12 protein-coding genes are annotated in these 14,731 nt (G+C 64.5%); 3 read left to right on the top strand and 9 right to left on the bottom strand.

From position 1 onward, the window contains the following. Positions 1–129 precede the first annotated feature (129 nt). Together omp10 and IG169_RS04310 are read right to left on the bottom strand one after the other, a co-directional pair. Positions 130–525 carry an outer membrane lipoprotein Omp10 gene (gene omp10 / locus IG169_RS04315; RefSeq protein ID WP_193174935.1) on the bottom strand — a complete coding sequence of 132 codons (396 nt, stop codon included), beginning with the start codon at positions 523–525 and terminating at the stop codon, positions 130–132. Positions 526–643: 118 nt separating this feature from the next. Next, complete coding sequence (locus IG169_RS04310; protein WP_193174934.1) at positions 644–2,095, bottom strand: homospermidine synthase; 1,452 nt, start codon at positions 2,093–2,095, stop codon at positions 644–646. Between the two features lie 189 nt (positions 2,096–2,284). Here IG169_RS04310 and ilvD point away from each other — a divergent pair, with 189 nt between their 5' ends. Then, the gene (ilvD, locus tag IG169_RS04305) at positions 2,285–4,120 is read left to right on the top strand and encodes a dihydroxy-acid dehydratase (protein WP_193174933.1); all 1,836 of its coding nucleotides are present in this window, start codon (positions 2,285–2,287) and stop codon (positions 4,118–4,120) included. A gap of 3 nt (positions 4,121–4,123) precedes the next feature. Here ilvD and IG169_RS04300 read toward each other — a convergent pair whose 3' ends face one another. The 4 genes from IG169_RS04300 to IG169_RS04285 all read right to left on the bottom strand — a co-directional run bounded on the left by IG169_RS04300 (position 4,124) and on the right by IG169_RS04285 (position 8,705). Beyond that, positions 4,124–4,750 carry an aminotransferase class IV family protein gene (locus IG169_RS04300; protein ID WP_193174932.1) on the bottom strand — a complete coding sequence of 209 codons (627 nt, stop codon included), beginning with the start codon at positions 4,748–4,750 and terminating at the stop codon, positions 4,124–4,126. After that, the gene (locus IG169_RS04295) at positions 4,735–5,892 is read right to left on the bottom strand and encodes an aminodeoxychorismate synthase component I (RefSeq protein ID WP_193174931.1); all 1,158 of its coding nucleotides are present in this window, start codon (positions 5,890–5,892) and stop codon (positions 4,735–4,737) included. Before IG169_RS04295 ends, IG169_RS04300 begins: the two co-directional genes overlap by 16 nt. 121 nt (positions 5,893–6,013) lie before the next feature. Beyond that, positions 6,014–6,880 (bottom strand): heme-dependent oxidative N-demethylase family protein, encoded by an 867-nt coding sequence (locus IG169_RS04290; protein ID WP_193174930.1) that lies wholly within the window; start codon positions 6,878–6,880, stop codon positions 6,014–6,016. Between the two features lie 10 nt (positions 6,881–6,890). Continuing rightward, entirely contained in the window at positions 6,891–8,705 is a 1,815-nt protein-coding gene (locus tag IG169_RS04285) for a M3 family oligoendopeptidase (RefSeq protein ID WP_246717143.1), read from the bottom strand. 206 nt (positions 8,706–8,911) lie between these two features. Here IG169_RS04285 and IG169_RS04280 point away from each other — a divergent pair, with 206 nt between their 5' ends. Both IG169_RS04280 and mepK read left to right on the top strand, forming a co-directional pair. Continuing rightward, the gene (locus IG169_RS04280) at positions 8,912–10,429 is read left to right on the top strand and encodes a sigma-54-dependent transcriptional regulator (protein WP_193174928.1); all 1,518 of its coding nucleotides are present in this window, start codon (positions 8,912–8,914) and stop codon (positions 10,427–10,429) included. Positions 10,430–10,766: 337 nt separating this feature from the next. Continuing rightward, the gene (gene mepK / locus IG169_RS04275) at positions 10,767–12,563 is read left to right on the top strand and encodes a peptidoglycan L,D-endopeptidase MepK (protein WP_246717124.1); all 1,797 of its coding nucleotides are present in this window, start codon (positions 10,767–10,769) and stop codon (positions 12,561–12,563) included. 34 nt (positions 12,564–12,597) lie between these two features. On the opposite strand, the gene IG169_RS04270 is transcribed toward mepK, so the two are convergent. The 3 genes from IG169_RS04270 to IG169_RS04260 all read right to left on the bottom strand — a co-directional run bounded on the left by IG169_RS04270 (position 12,598) and on the right by IG169_RS04260 (position 14,696). Further along, complete coding sequence (locus IG169_RS04270) at positions 12,598–14,010, bottom strand: cation:proton antiporter (protein ID WP_246717123.1); 1,413 nt, start codon at positions 14,008–14,010, stop codon at positions 12,598–12,600. A 92-nt stretch (positions 14,011–14,102) separates the two neighbouring features. Then, positions 14,103–14,369: a DUF2312 domain-containing protein gene (locus IG169_RS04265; protein ID WP_193174927.1), complete on the bottom strand. Its 267-nt coding sequence runs from the start codon at positions 14,367–14,369 to the stop codon at positions 14,103–14,105. Between the two features lie 126 nt (positions 14,370–14,495). After that, complete coding sequence (locus IG169_RS04260; protein WP_193174926.1) at positions 14,496–14,696, bottom strand: CTP synthetase; 201 nt, start codon at positions 14,694–14,696, stop codon at positions 14,496–14,498. Positions 14,697–14,731: the final 35 nt, after the last annotated feature.

Raw genomic sequence — 14,731 nt, 5'->3', positions numbered from 1 at the left:
TCGCGTGACGAACATGCGAAAGCGGCCGCTGCGACGATGTTTCCATTGTGCGCGGCGCTTGGCAAGGCGCTTTCACAACGAAACGCCAAAGCCTTGGAGAAACGGCAGGATGTTGCCCGGAAGGGCGCGTCAGCCGATGGCGCCGCGGCGCACCAGCGTGAACTGCGAACCGGCGTCGTTGGTGCAGTTCATCTGGCTCGGATTGACGACGATGCAGTTCGCGCGCACCTGCTGCTGGCGCACCAGCGAGGTGAAATCGATCTCGATGCTGCGCGAATCGACATAGCGATAGCTGCCCTCGGCGAGCCGGTTGCCCGTGTCGTTGGCGAATGTGGTGAAGACGCCGTTCGTGAAACTCGATGTGGCGACGCCTCCGGTATCGCTCCAGTTGCCTTCGACGGCGCCCGAACGCGCGGAATAGTTATATCCCGGCCCGGGTGCATCCATGACGCATCCGCCCAGCGCTGCGAGCGCGACGAAGCTGGCGCCGAGCGCGGCGATTTTGGCGTTTGAACGGAAAGTCATGCGGTTACCCCTGGGCAAGAATAAGTTTGAGCGAATATCAGCTGTGCCAATTTACGACACTTTCTGAATAGGTTGAAGTCATATTGCCTTTCAACGCGCCATCTCCGCGTTTGTTCCGTCAATGCACAAGTACGTTGCGGAACTGCCACGGATCGCCTTTGTCGACATCTTCGGGAAACAGCCCCGGCCGGTCCGAAAGCGGCGTCCAGTCCGTGTAGTAACCCTTGACCGGCCCGAGATAGGGCGTCTGCACTTCCAGGCAGCGCTTGTAGTCCATCTCGTCGGTTTCGACGATGCCGGCCTCGGGATTTTCGAGTGCCCACACCATGCCGGCGAGCACGGCCGACGTCACCTGCAAGCCGGTCGCGTTCTGATACGGCGCGAGCTTGCGGGTTTCCTCCACCGAGAGCTGCGATCCGTACCAGTAGGCATTCTTCTTGTGGCCGTAGAGCAGCACGCCCAGTTCGTCGATGCCGTCATAGAGTTCGTTCTCGTCCATGACGTTGAACTGCGACTGCGGTTTTCCGGCCTGGCCGAACATCTCGTGCAGCGACAAGACGGCGTTGTTACACGGGTGATAGGCGTAGTGGCAGGTCGGACGGAAGGTCACCTCGCCCTTCCGGTTATGCGCCGTGAAGAAATCCGAGATCGAGATTGCCTCGTTGTGGGTGACGAGGAAGCCGTACTGGGCGCCGGGCGTCGGGCACCATGTCCGCACCCGGGTCGACGCGCCCGGCTGGTCGAGCCAGATCGCGGCCTTGCAGCCCTTCTTGTGCTTGTGCGCGTTTTTCGGCTTCCAGTCCTCATGCGTGCCCCAGCCGAGTTCGGCCGGCTGCAGTCCCTCGGCGATGAAGCCCTCCACCGACCAGGTGTTGGAAAACTCGTCCGGCTCCTTCGGCGTCTTGGAACGCTGCGTGTCGCGCTCGGCGATGTGGATGCCCTTGACCCCGGCCTTCTTCATCAGCTTCGCCCAGCCCTCGCGGTCGTCCGTTTTCGGCTCGGTGAAGTCGAGGCCGATATCGCGCGCAAGATTGACCAATGCCTGCTTGACGAACCAGGAGACCATGCCCGGATTGGCGCCGCAGCACGAGACCGCGGTCGTGCCGCCCGGATGCTTGCACTTCTCCTTGCGCACGGTTTCGCGCAGCGCGTAGTTGGTGCGCGTCGAATTGTCGGCCTTCTCGTCGAAATAGAAGCCGAGCCACGGCTCGACGACGGTGTCGATATAGAGCGCGCCGAGTTCGCGGCAGTATTTCATGATGTCGAGCGAGGACGTGTCGACGGAGAGGTTGACGCAGAACCCCTGACCGCCGCCTTCGGTGAGAAGCGGCTTCAGGATGTCCTTGTAGTTTTCCTCGGTCAACGCCGCCTGGACATGCCGGAGCCCGTGTTCTTCCATCAGTCCGTTCAGGGTTTCGTCGCCGCGCGGTTCGATGACGATGAACCGGTCCTTGTCATAGGAGAAATGCCGCTCGATGAGCGGCAGCGTGCCACGGCCGATCGAGCCGAAACCGATCATCACGATTGGACCGGTGATTTCGCCGTATACCGGCCATTTCTCTTTCGCCATTTCGGATAGGCTCCCCGTACTCTGACCCTGTCGATGGGTGCCGCTAAATCACACGCGACTGTCACAATAAAGGAAAAACGCACCCGGCAATGTGCCGTTGCGCCGCGGATTGCGCAATGAATCCCTTTCTGTCGCGGCAAATCCGCGCTATTTGCCCCGCACGAGGAATTGCAAGAACAGGATTTCGACATGCCCGCCTATCGTTCCCGCACCACCACTCATGGCCGCAACATGGCCGGCGCCCGTGGCCTCTGGCGCGCCACCGGCATGAAGGACGGCGATTTCGGCAAGCCGATCATCGCGGTGGTCAATTCCTTCACCCAGTTCGTGCCGGGCCATGTTCACCTGAAGGACATGGGCCAGCTGGTGGCCCGCGAGATCGAGGCCGCCGGCGGCGTCGCCAAGGAATTCAACACCATCGCGGTCGATGATGGCATCGCCATGGGCCATGACGGCATGCTCTATTCGCTGCCGTCACGCGAGATCATCGCCGACTCGGTCGAATACATGGTCAACGCGCACTGCGCCGACGCCATGGTCTGCATCTCCAACTGCGACAAGATCACGCCCGGCATGCTGAATGCCGCGTTGCGCCTCAACATCCCGGCGATCTTCGTGTCCGGCGGTCCGATGGAGGCCGGCAAGGTGGTTCTGAACGGCAAGACCCAGGCGCTCGACCTGATCGACGCCATGGTCGCCGCCGCCGACGACAAGGTCACGGATGCGGAAGTGCAGGCGATCGAGCGGTCCGCCTGCCCGACCTGCGGTTCCTGCTCCGGCATGTTCACGGCCAACTCGATGAACTGCCTGACCGAGGCGCTCGGCCTGTCCCTGCCCGGTAACGGCTCGACGCTGGCCACCCATTCCGACCGCAAGCGCCTCTTCGTCGAGGCCGGACACCAGATCGTCGATCTGGCGCGGCGCTACTACGAGCAGGAGGACGAAAGCGTCCTGCCGCGCAATGTCGCCTCGAAGGAAGCGTTCGAGAACGCCATGTCGCTCGACATCGCCATGGGCGGTTCGACCAACACGGTGCTGCATATCCTCGCGGCCGCATATGAGGGCGAAATCGATTTCACCCTGGACGACATCGACCGGCTGTCGCGCCGGGTGCCGTGCCTCTCGAAGGTGGCGCCCGCCAAGAGCGACGTGCACATGGAGGACGTCCACCGCGCGGGCGGTATCATGCGCATTCTCGGTGAGCTCGAGCGCGGCGGCCTGATCCATCGCGATTGCCCGACCGTGCACGCAGCCACCTTGGGCGACGCCATCGACCGGTGGGACATCACCCGCACCAACTCGGAATCGGTGCGCGAATTCTTCAAGGCCGCGCCCGGCGGCGTGCCGACCCAGGTCGCCTTCAGCCAGTCGTCACGCTGGGGCGAACTCGACACCGACAGCGAAAAGGGTGTCATCCGCTCGGTCGAGAATCCGTTCTCGAAGGATGGCGGCCTTGCCGTGCTCTATGGCAACATCGCGCTCGACGGCTGCATCGTGAAGACCGCCGGCGTCGACGAGTCGATCCTGAAATTCTCCGGCCCGGCTGTGGTTTTCGAAAGCCAGGACGCGGCGGTCAAGGGCATCCTCGGCAACGAGGTCAAGGCCGGCGACGTCGTCGTCATCCGCTACGAGGGCCCCAAGGGCGGACCGGGCATGCAGGAAATGCTCTATCCGACCAGCTATCTGAAGTCGAAGGGCCTCGGAAAGGACTGCGCGCTGATCACCGACGGCCGTTTCTCCGGCGGGACCTCGGGTCTCTCCATCGGCCACGCCTCGCCCGAGGCGGCCAATGGCGGCGCCATCGGCCTCGTCAGGGCCGGCGACAGGATCGAGATCGACATCCCGAACCGCACGATCAACCTTGCCGTGGACGATGCCGAACTGGCAAAGCGCCGCGCCGAACAGGATGCCGCCGGCTGGAAACCTTCCGGCCCGCGCAAGCGCAATGTCTCGACCGCGCTGAAGGCCTATGCGGCCTTCGCCGCCTCCGCCGACAAGGGCGCGGTGCGCATCCTGCCGGAATAAGGCTCAGATCAGCGCTGCGGGGATCAGTCCCCGCAGCGAATTCCCGCAGAAAAGCTCCGACACCCCGGCGAGATCGCCGGGCGTCAACGTCGCTTCCCTCGCCGCTCCCCTCTCCAGCAGCGTCCTCCTGAGCACGCCCGGCAGCAGCCCGCAGGAAACCGGCGGCGTCAGGAGCGGCCGATTCGGCTCGAACCGCGCGAAGATGTTCGTGATCGTGCCTTCGCACGCCGCGCCGTCCTCGTTGAGCAGAATGACCTCGTCGGCTTCGGCGCCGGAAAACTCCGCCCGCGCGGCGGCGTAGGTGTCGCGCCGCGTCGTCTTGTGGCGCAGCAGCGCGTCCCGCGAATCCAGCCGCGCCGACGCGATCGCAACCCACCACGTCGTGTCGGGAGGTTGCGGATCGAACGGCGCGGCGGCAACCGTCACGTCGCCGTTCCGCGCCAGTTCCAGGCGCACGCGAAGCGGCGTTTCGCCTGTCGCGACCTTCTCCATTTCGAAAAGCACGCGAGCCCTGTCGAAGGCAAAGCCGAGCGCCGCCGCCGACGCTTCCATCCGGTCGAGATGCAGGTCTCCCCGGATAAAGCCTTCGCCGGGCTCCCGTCTCAGGGTTTCGATCAACGCGAAATCCATCTGTCCCCCGCAGCGAAACGCGCCTTCAGCAACGCTTCCTCATATTCCGCCTCCGCGACCGAATCGAAGACGATCCCGCCGCCGACATTGAAGACGGCCTCGCCGTCCGCAAAAAGCGAGATGGTGCGGATGGCAACATTGAAGCGCATCTCGCCTCCCGGCGCGATATAGCCGATGGCTCCGCAATAGGCTTCGCGCGGCGCGGTTTCCAGGTCGTCGAGGATCTCCATCGCCGCGATCTTCGGCGCACCGGTGATCGATCCGCAGGGAAACAGCGCCGAGAAAATATCGTGGATCGAGGTCTCCGGAAGGAGCTTCGCCCGCACCCGGCTGATCATCTGGTGCAGGGTCGGGTAGGTCTCGACCTCGAACAGCGCCGGCACGTCGAGCGTGCCGACCTCGGAGATCCGCGAGATGTCGTTGCGCAGCAGGTCGACGATCATGCGGTTCTCGGCCTGCGTTTTCGCATCCTCCCTCAGCTTGCGGATTTCCTCCGCGTCGGCGCGGGGATCGGTCCGCCGCGGCGCCGTGCCTTTCATCGGCTGGGTCTCGATCCAGCCGTCGCGATCGACCTTGAAGAACAGTTCCGGCGACCGGGAGACCAGACAGGGATCGCAGAGATTGACGCAGGCGCCATACCGCGCAGGCTGCCGCGCCGCCAGCCCGTGAAAGGCGTCGAGGACATCGCCCCGCCATTCGCCGCGGATCGGAAATGTCAGATTCGCCTGGTAGCAATTGCCCGCCCGAAGATGGCCGTGCAGCACCGCGAATTTCTCCGCATAGGTATCGAGGTCCCAGTCAGAGCGCAGTCCGGAAAGGAAGACGCCTTCGTCGCCCGAGTCCCGTGCGCCGACGGGATCGGTCTTGGGACCGTCGAAGAGGCCGAAGCACAGGAGCGGTGTCCGCATCGCCCTGCCGTGCGCGCGCGGCGCAAGCGCCTCGTCGAAATGGGACCCCGCCTCGTAGGCGACGAATCCGGCGGACCAATAGCCGTCCCGGCGCGCGCGTTCGAGGACCGCGAAGGCGTCTCTCAGTTCCGGCCCGTTCCGCGCCGTCACGATGTCGCGCGGCGCATCGAACAGCATCGTGCTGGAGTCGAAATCGTTCCCGAAGAAGACATAGGGAGCGGGGCGGCTGCCCATCGGGTACACGCAATCCGGCCAGAGGGAAGTGAACGGGCGCTCTTCGCCCGCATTGCCCGTTAAATCGGCGGCGCGCGATCCGTCAAGCGCCGGTCGGGCGCTTTTTCGTCCGGCAGTCGGTTCAGGCCACCTCGGCGGCGTGCCGGAGATAGCCGACCAGCCGGTCGCGTCCCGCAGTCAGCCCCTTGTAGGCGAGCCCCTCGGCATCGAGTTCCATCAGCCGGTCGGCCAGCGCCGCGCATCGGCCGGGCACGCTCTCGATGTCCTCCAGCGGATCGGTATGCACCCGGATCGTGAACAGGATGTCGCCACTGGCGGGGAGCTTGGTCAGCGTCTGGTATTCGCGCCGCAGGAACAGTCTCGCCATCGTAGCCGCGTCCGAGCAGTTGATCGGAATGCCGTGCGGCTCGATGTGGTGCAGCTCGCCGTCATTGTGCACCGACCAGTTCGACCGTTGCACCTGCTGTCCCACCTGCAGCTTGTCGAAGATGCGCTCGACCAGCACGGCGTTGCGCGTTCCCTCCGAAAAGCCCGGCACGGGTGCATGGATCGCCGTGATCGGCCGTGCGAATTTCTCGGCCAGATTCCAGAAGGTCGGAAAACATAGCGACGCGGCGGCAAGCGTCCAGCCGTCGGCGCGCTTGCGCATGATCACGAGATCGTCGGCGACCAGACGCGCCGTATTTTGCAGGACCCGGTCGTCGCCCGAGGTCCGCTCCACCCGCCGTCCGGCGACGATGACGGCATCGCCCCCGGCGCGGTATGTCTGCGGAAAGGCCGCAACGAGATGCGCCCGCAGCAGCGCATCGATCTCGCGCTGCGCGTCGAGCGTGTCCGGTTCGGCCATGAAGACCTGCTTCGGATAGGTCGCGATCAGCCGTTCCTTTTCGCCGAGCTGGGCGGCGAGCCGGTCGTCCGGCTCCAGCCAGCGGGCGGGATCGGCGAGCGGCGAAAGCCCGATGGAGAGGGCGCGCGGAATTGCGGTCATCGCATGCGTCTCACGCGTCCATCGCCTCCAATTCGTCGATAATCCCCTCGATCACGCTGAGACCCTTGCTCCAGAAGGCGGGATCGGACGCGTCGAGGCCGAACGGCGCCAGCAGTTCGGAATGGTGCTTGGAACCGCCGGCCCTGAGCATGTCGAAATATTTCGCCTGGAAGCCGGATTCGGCGTCCTGGTAGACGGCGTAGAGCGAGTTCACCAGGCAATCGCCGAAGGCATAGGCGTAGACGTAGAACGGCGAATGGATGAAATGCGGGATATAGGCCCAGAAGGTCTCGTAGCCGGTCTCCAGCCGCACCGCCGGCCCGAGGCTTTCGCCCTGGACGCTCATCCACAATTCGCCGATCTGCTCCGACGTCAGTTCGCCGTTCCTGCGCTCGGTGTGAACCTTGCGCTCGAACGTGTAGAAGGCGATCTGGCGGATCACGGTGTTGATCATGTCCTCCGCCTTCTGCGCCAGCATCGCCTTGCGCTCGCGGCGCTCATGCGTGCGTTCCAGCATCGAGCGGAAGGTCAGCATCTCGCCGAAGACCGACGCCGTTTCGGCCAGTGTCAGCGGCGTCTGCGCCATCAGCGCGCCCTGCTCGCCGGCCAGCACCTGGTGCACGCCATGGCCGAGCTCATGCGCCAGCGTCATCACGTCGCGCGGCTTGCCCATGTAGTTGAGCAGCACATAGGGATGCGCCGACGGCACGGTCGGATGCGCGAAGGCGCCCGGCGCCTTGCCTGGCCGGGCGGGCGCGTCGATCCATGATTTCTCGAAGAACTGGCGCGCGATGTCGGCCATCTCCGGCGAGAACGCGCCATAGGCCGACAGCACGGTTTCCTGCGCTTCCACCCAGCCGATCGCCGCCTGCGGCGTTTCCGGCAGCGGCGCGTTTCGGTCCCACGGCTCCAGCACGTCGAGGCCGAGCCAGCGCGCCTTCATCGCGTAGTAGCGATGCGAGATGCGCGGATAGGCCTCGCGTACGGCCGCCGTCAGCGCGTCGACCACCGGTCGCTCGACGCGGTTGGCGAGATGCCGGCTGTCGGCGATATCCTCGAATCCGCGCCAGCGGTCGGAGATTTCCTTGTCCTTGGCCAGCGTGTTGGTGATCAGCGTGAAGGTCGGCAGATGCGCCGAGAAGGTTTTCGCAAGCGCGCGGAAACCCTTTTCGCGGTTCGCCCGCACATGGTCCTGCAGAAGGTTCAGCGTCGGCTCGATCGGCAGTTCCTTGCCATCGACCTCGAAGCGCAGCGCCGTCATCGTCTCGTCGAAGAGACGGTTGAACGCGCCGCGCCCGGTCAGCGACTTTTCGTGGAACAGCTGTTCGACGCGATCCTCGAGCTGGTATGGCTTCTCCATCCGCAGATCCGCGATCCAGGGCCGGTAATGCGCCAGCTCCGTGTCGGCGGCGAGCGCGCGCTCGATTTCCTCGTCCTCGAGCCGGTTCAGTTCGAGCGCGAAGAACAGCAGGTCGGAACTGATGTCAGTAAGGCGCTGCTGCATGTCGCCGTAGAACTTCGCCTTGACCGGATCGGCCGTCTCGCCGGCATAGACGAGGCTGGCATAGGCCATGATGCGGCCGAGCAGTTCCTCGAAACCTTCATACTGCGCGACCGCCCTGCCGAGGCTGCCATTGGCGGCGGCGACCGAGAGCTTGCCCTTCCATTCCTCGGCGAAGGCGACTGCTCCGCGTTCGGCTTTTTCCAGGTCGCTCTTCAGTTCGGGGGCGTCCAGCCCCGGATAGAGATCGGAAAGATTCCATTCCGGAAGCTCGCCGAAGGGCGAATCCTCGACCACGGCGCCGGCTTGCCCCGCGGAGCGCATCGGGACACCGGCCGGATTGGGAAGCGGAACATGTGCCATTTTCATATGCCTCATTGCGGTCGCCAGCCCTAAGGCCTTGCAATCGTTAAATTTGTACGGACCGCCTTAGCCCGCATTTCATGAATATGTGCCAACTTGGCGCACAGAGATGCCGGGGATTTCTCCCCTCGCATGAAACATACAAAAGGTTCGAAGCTGTTCAAGCGATGAGTGCGCAAATCCTCATTGTCGACGACGATCCGGTCCAGCGCCGTCTGCTTGAAGCAGCGGTTCAAAAGCTCGGCCATACGGCGCGTGTCTGCGAAGGCGGCGCCACCGCGCTGGACGCCATCGACGGTTCGAATGCCAATCCGTTCGGCGCGGTCCTGCTCGACCTCGTCATGCCGGACATCGACGGTCTGACGGTGATGCGCGCCATGCGTGAACGCGACGTCGAGACGCCGGTCATCGTGCTGACCGCGCAGGGCGGCATCGACGTCGTCATCACCGCCATGCGCGCCGGCGCTTTCGATTTTCTCGTCAAGCCGGTTTCGCCTGAACGCCTGAAGTCGGCGCTCGAGGCCGCGCTCAAGGTCACGTCCAAACAGGCCTCGGGCCTCGGCGCGAATTACGACGGCACCTCCGCCGTGCGCGCCATGGTCGCCGGCAGCGAGGCCATGGACCGCGTCAAGATGCTGATGCGCAAGGCCGCGGCAAGCGACATTCCGGTCCTGATCGAAGGCGAATCCGGCGTCGGCAAGGAACTCATCGCCCGCGCCATCCAGGCTGACAGCGCCCGCAAGAACAAGCCGTTCGTCGTCGTCAACTGCGGCGCGATCCCCGAGAACCTGATCGAGAGCATCCTGTTCGGTCACGAGAAGGGGGCGTTCACCGGCGCCACGGAAAAGCACACCGGCAAATTCCTGGAGGCCAATGGCGGCACGCTGTTCCTCGACGAGATCGGCGAACTGCCGCTCGACGCCCAGGTCAAGCTGCTGCGCGCCATCCAGGAAGGCGAGATCGAACCCGTCGGCGCCAAGTCGTCCAGGAAGGTCGACATCCGCATCATTTCGGCAACCAACCTCGACCTGATCGCCGCCATCAAGGAAGGCCATTTCCGCGAGGACCTGTTCTACCGGCTCAACGTCTTCCCGATACTCGTGCCGCCGCTGCGTCAGCGCGAATCCGACATCCCGCAGCTGGTGCACCATTTCATCGAGACCTACCGCCGCGAGGAACCGGCCTTCAAGGCACGCGGCATCTCGCCGCGGGCGCTGGCCCTCCTGCAGGCGCATGACTGGCCGGGCAACATCCGCCAGCTCCAGAACGCGGTTTTCCGCGCAATGGTCCTGTGCGACGGCAACACGCTCGCCGAGGACGATTTCCCGCAAATCTCCGCCCAGGTCCACGGCATCGATCCGAAGGAAATCGGCGAACCCGACAAATCCGGTTCCGAGCGGGACAGGGCCTCGCCGTCGGGCAACAACAGCAACAATACGCCCTCGATGCGCGACACGTCCGATTGGTCGGAAGCCTTCGACGTCGGCGACACGCTTCGCATCCTCGACGAAACGGGCAATGTCCGCCCGCTGGTCGAGCTGGAATCGGAAGCCATCGCCTTCGCGATCGAGCACTATGGCGGCCAGATGAGCGAAGTCGCACGCCGCCTCGGCATCGGCCGCTCGACGCTTTATCGCAAGCTCAAGGAATACAATCTCGGCGATACCGGCATCGCCGCCGAGTAACGGCGCCCGCACGGCCTGACGCGCCGCTCAAGCCAAAACGCTTATGCGTTTGGTAACCAAGGGCGTTTGGCGTTCCGAAAACTGCGATTTCTTGCCATCCTATCACCGCATTTCCCGGCCATCACCCATGGCGAAAGGGGAAGACCGGGGATAGTCTTGTGCACGTCTGCCAATCTCGCGCATTCAATCTGGATACTGCAGGACTACGGTGCGATCACCTCGATAACATGCGGTTAACCATGTTTCCGCTAGCTTCCGTAACGGCTCTGTCTTCACAGGTTGGTGCGTATTGATATTCGGAACGACAAGAGGGGCGACTGGCATCTGCCATGAGGCCATGCACACGGCAGTGCGCATGATCGCGTTCTCCTGCGTCGTGATGTCCGTGTCTTTTGCGGCGATGGCATCCGCATCCGCCGAAACCCGGACGCTGAAACTCTATTTCATCCACACCGGCGAACGCGCCGAAATCACCTTCAAGAAGGACGGGAAATACATCCCGAGCGGCCTGAACAAGCTCAACCGCTTCCTGCGCGACTGGCGGCGCAACGAGCCGACCAAGATGGACCCGCAGCTCTTCGACATCATCTGGGAAGCCTACCAGATGTCCGGCTCCAGGGATTACATTCACGTCGTTTCGGGCTACCGGTCGCCGGCCACCAACGAGATGTTGCGCCGGACCCGCGGCGGACAGGCCAAGAAAAGCCAGCACATGCTCGGCAAGGCGATGGATTTCTTCATCCCCGGCGTCAAGCTCTCCAGGCTTCGGGAGATCGGTTTCAAGCTGCAGGGCGGCGGCGTCGGCTACTATCCGAAGTCCGGGTCGCCCTTCGTCCATTTCGATACCGGAAACGTGCGCGCCTGGCCGCGTATGAGCCGCGATCAGCTCGTGCGTATTTTCCCGGACGGCAAGACGTTGCACCTGCCGCCGGACGGCAAGCCGCTTCCCGGTTATCAGCAGGCGCTTGCCTCTTACCAGGCGCGCAAGAAGAAGGGCCAGGCAACGGCGATCGCGTCCCTCGAAACCGGCCGCAGCGGCAAGAAGAGCGGCGGATTGCTGGCCAATCTGTTTGGCGGCGGCGCCGACGAGGAAGAGGACAATGTCGAGGCGGCCGCGCCGGTCGCGCGGGCAACAAGCGTCATCCGCAGCGAGCCGCAGCCGCAGCCCGAACCGGTGGAGCCGGTAGAAACGCCGGGCACGCTGATTGCCGCGCTGGCGCCGCGCGAGACGCCGCTGCCGCAATTCGCGCCCCGCCCCGAGGCTCTCGTTCCGGCCGGCCAGCCGCAGCAGGAGCTGATCGCATCCGCTTCGCCGCAGACTGCCCCCGTCCCGCCGGCGGATATCCCGCTGCCGGATTCCAGACCGCCGGTTCTGCTCGCCTCCGCCGATCGCACGCCGCTGACCGCACGCCGCTCGGCGGCCGAGATCGAAGCCGCATTGAACGCGGCGGCGCGCGCGCCGTCCGAGCGGGCCCCGACGGTCGAGGCCCTGATCGCATCCGCCTCCCGCGCCGCAGCGCCCGCGAAACAGGCGATGCGTATTCCGCTGCCGAGCCCGGCCCCGCGGCCCGAGCCGCAGCCCGAAATCGCTGTCGCATCGCTCGAAGAACCGTCGATCCGGGATCAGATCCGGGATCAGGTCCCGGCGCCCTTGGCCGCCGCCTATGCGCCGCCGACGCCCGGCCCGCGCCCCGCGCACAACGGCGATGTGCAACTCGCCTCCCTGCCGGCGGAGGAAGATCCGCGCGTCATCGCCAGCTACGATACCGGCGTTGCGACAACCGAAAAATCGCCGCGGCCGGCATTGGCAACCGCCTCGACACAGCGTGACCAAACGCCCGGCGCCGATATTGTTCCGGTCGACGAGATCAATCCCTCGCGCTTCGGGTCCTGGATGACCGCGCAATTGTCGGTCACCGACCATGGTCGCGCTTCCGAGCGTCCCATCTTCATCCGGAACGCGCTGCGCGAAGCGCCGACCGAGGTCTATATCGAAGGCTTCCGGAAATTCCCCACGCCCGATCCGCGCCGGTTCTCCGGCAAGGCGGTGACATTCCTCGCGGTGGCGAAATTCTCCGGCGGCAGCGGCGGCGACGGCCAGCCCCTGACGCTTCAGATCCCGCTGACCAACTGACCGCAAGACACGTCGATTTGGTCGCGCCGGAATGTCAGCCGGGCGGTTGACCCGTGGATTCCTCCGTCCCGGTTGCAGGCTCCCCGCTTGCAACGAGCTCCTTCTGTGCGGCCTCGGCCGCCTTCGCTTTCTTCAGTTCGGTTTTCTTTTCGCGGCGTTTGCGCCGCGCGATCCGCCCGGCCCGGTAGCGGACCTTCACCCACCACAGCCCCTCTTCGACGTTCTCGATCTCGTCGTGATAGGCCTCGGCCAGCGCCTCGCGATAGGAGGAATAGTTCTCCATCGCGATTTCCTCGACCCGGTGCATCAGCGCCATCCAGGCCGGCGAGAACAGCAGCGTGATCGCGGTAACGGCGATCGACAGGCGGTAGATGTCGTAGCCGAGGGCGCCGGCGGTGAAACCGGCGGCGGCGAGCACGAAGGAGAATTCGCCGATCTGCGCCATCGACAGGCCGCCGACCAGCGCCGTCTCGCGGTCGAAGCCCGCGATCCGCAGCAGGAACACGTTGAGTATCGTCTTCATCGCGACGACGAAGAGCGACGCCGCGAGCACCACGCCGAAATGTTCGCGGATATAGGTCAGGTCGATCAGCAGGCCGATCGACAGGAAGAACACGACCAGCAGCACGCTCTGGATCGGCTCGATCACCGGGATGACCTTGTTGCGCAGGGTCGAGTTCCCGATCACCAGGCCCGCCACAAAGGCGCCATAGGCGGGCGACAGGCCGATCGTGCCGGATATCGCCGCCGCGCCGAAGCACGCGGCAAGCGAGCCGAGCGCCAGCAATTCGACATTATCGCCCACCTGCTCGTCGAACGGCGCCTTGATTTTCGGGCTCCGCCCCAGCCACCACAGCAGCGCGCCGAGCAATCCGACGGCGACGGCGATCTTCGCCAACAGCCCGAGCGCACTGGTTTCGGCGCCCCCGAAGGAAGAGACCAGGATCAGCATCGGCACGACCGCGATGTCCTGGGCGATCAGCACGCCAACCGTGATCCGGCCCGGCATGCGACGCAACGCGCCCATGTCGTCGAGCATCTTCATCGCCACGACCGTGCTCGACAGCGCGATGATGAAGCCGAGGATCGTGCCCTCGGCGACGGTCGCGTCGGTCAGCCACGCAATCGCGAAACCGATCAGCATCGCCGCGGCGAGCTGGCCCGCGGCCACGATGACCGCCGGTTTCAGCGTCGCCACGAAGGCCTTCAGCGACAATTCGGTGCCGATGAAGAACAGCAGCACCAGCACGCCCATTTCGGCGAGCGCGGTGACGTTGTCATTGTTGCTGATCAGCCCGAAGCCGGTCGGCCCCATGATGACGCCGGCCAGGATGAAGCCGACCAGCGGCGGCTGCTTCAGGCGCATGAGCCCAAGGCCGGCCAGCACCGCGATCACGATGACGATGGCGATGTCGACCAGCGGGAAGCCGTGATGAATGTCGTCCAATGCGGTCTCCTGTGCGACAGGAAGACCCTACCGGCCATCGCCGGAAACGGCAATTTGGGTTTGGTTACCCTGATGCCGCCGCAGAACCGGCGTCAGCCCTCTTCTTCCGGCGCGGGCGCCATGCCGAGCGCGTGCAGGTAGAGATCGAGCACGGCTTCCTGCTCCATGCGCTCGTTCTGGTCCTGCTTGCGGATGCTCACCACCTTGCGCAGCACCTTGGTGTCGAAACCGGTGCCCTTCGCCTCGGCATAGACATCCTTGATGTCGTCGGCGATGGTCTTCTTTTCTTCCTCGAGACGCTCGATACGCTCGATGAATGCACGCAACTGGTCGCGGGCGACGCCATTCACGTCGGACATGGGCAGGCTCCTGAATCGATGGAAATGTTCATCCACCGATGCCGCATCCGCAAGACCGGGTCAACCGTGCCGGTGCGCGATGCACAACGCTTTCGCACCTGGCGGGAAAACGTCCCGGACTGTGGATTATCCGCGTCGCGCGTCGAAGAGATGTTCGAGTTTGCGCGACAGCAGCCACGCCACCGGAACGGCGACGACGGCGCCGACCACAGCGGCCATGATGATGTAATTCGCCGAGGACATGCCGGCGGTGAGCAGCCCGATCACGATGATCCCCATCAGCGTCGGCGCGGTCAGGAGATAGGCGGCAAGAAACAACGTGAACATGGAAAACCCCCTTCGTCATATTCAACGAAGAGAAT

Source organism: Oricola nitratireducens (genome assembly GCF_014904745.1).
Lineage (GTDB): Bacteria > Pseudomonadota > Alphaproteobacteria > Rhizobiales > Rhizobiaceae > Oricola > Oricola nitratireducens.
This window is presented reverse-complemented; position numbering and strand designations above follow the sequence as displayed.

Coding starts and splice junctions, on each gene's coding strand:
- omp10 (WP_193174935.1), bottom strand. CDS start 525: ATGACTTTCCGTTCAAACGCCAAAATCGCCGCGCTCGGCGCCAGCTTC.
- IG169_RS04310 (WP_193174934.1), bottom strand. CDS start 2,095: ATGGCGAAAGAGAAATGGCCGGTATACGGCGAAATCACCGGTCCAATC.
- ilvD (WP_193174933.1), top strand. CDS start 2,285: ATGCCCGCCTATCGTTCCCGCACCACCACTCATGGCCGCAACATGGCC.
- IG169_RS04300 (WP_193174932.1), bottom strand. CDS start 4,750: ATGGATTTCGCGTTGATCGAAACCCTGAGACGGGAGCCCGGCGAAGGC.
- IG169_RS04295 (WP_193174931.1), bottom strand. CDS start 5,892: ATGGGCAGCCGCCCCGCTCCCTATGTCTTCTTCGGGAACGATTTCGAC.
- IG169_RS04290 (WP_193174930.1), bottom strand. CDS start 6,880: ATGACCGCAATTCCGCGCGCCCTCTCCATCGGGCTTTCGCCGCTCGCC.
- IG169_RS04285 (WP_246717143.1), bottom strand. CDS start 8,705: ATGCGCTCCGCGGGGCAAGCCGGCGCCGTGGTCGAGGATTCGCCCTTC.
- IG169_RS04280 (WP_193174928.1), top strand. CDS start 8,912: ATGAGTGCGCAAATCCTCATTGTCGACGACGATCCGGTCCAGCGCCGT.
- mepK (WP_246717124.1), top strand. CDS start 10,767: ATGCACACGGCAGTGCGCATGATCGCGTTCTCCTGCGTCGTGATGTCC.
- IG169_RS04265 (WP_193174927.1), bottom strand. CDS start 14,369: ATGTCCGACGTGAATGGCGTCGCCCGCGACCAGTTGCGTGCATTCATC.
- IG169_RS04260 (WP_193174926.1), bottom strand. CDS start 14,696: ATGTTCACGTTGTTTCTTGCCGCCTATCTCCTGACCGCGCCGACGCTG.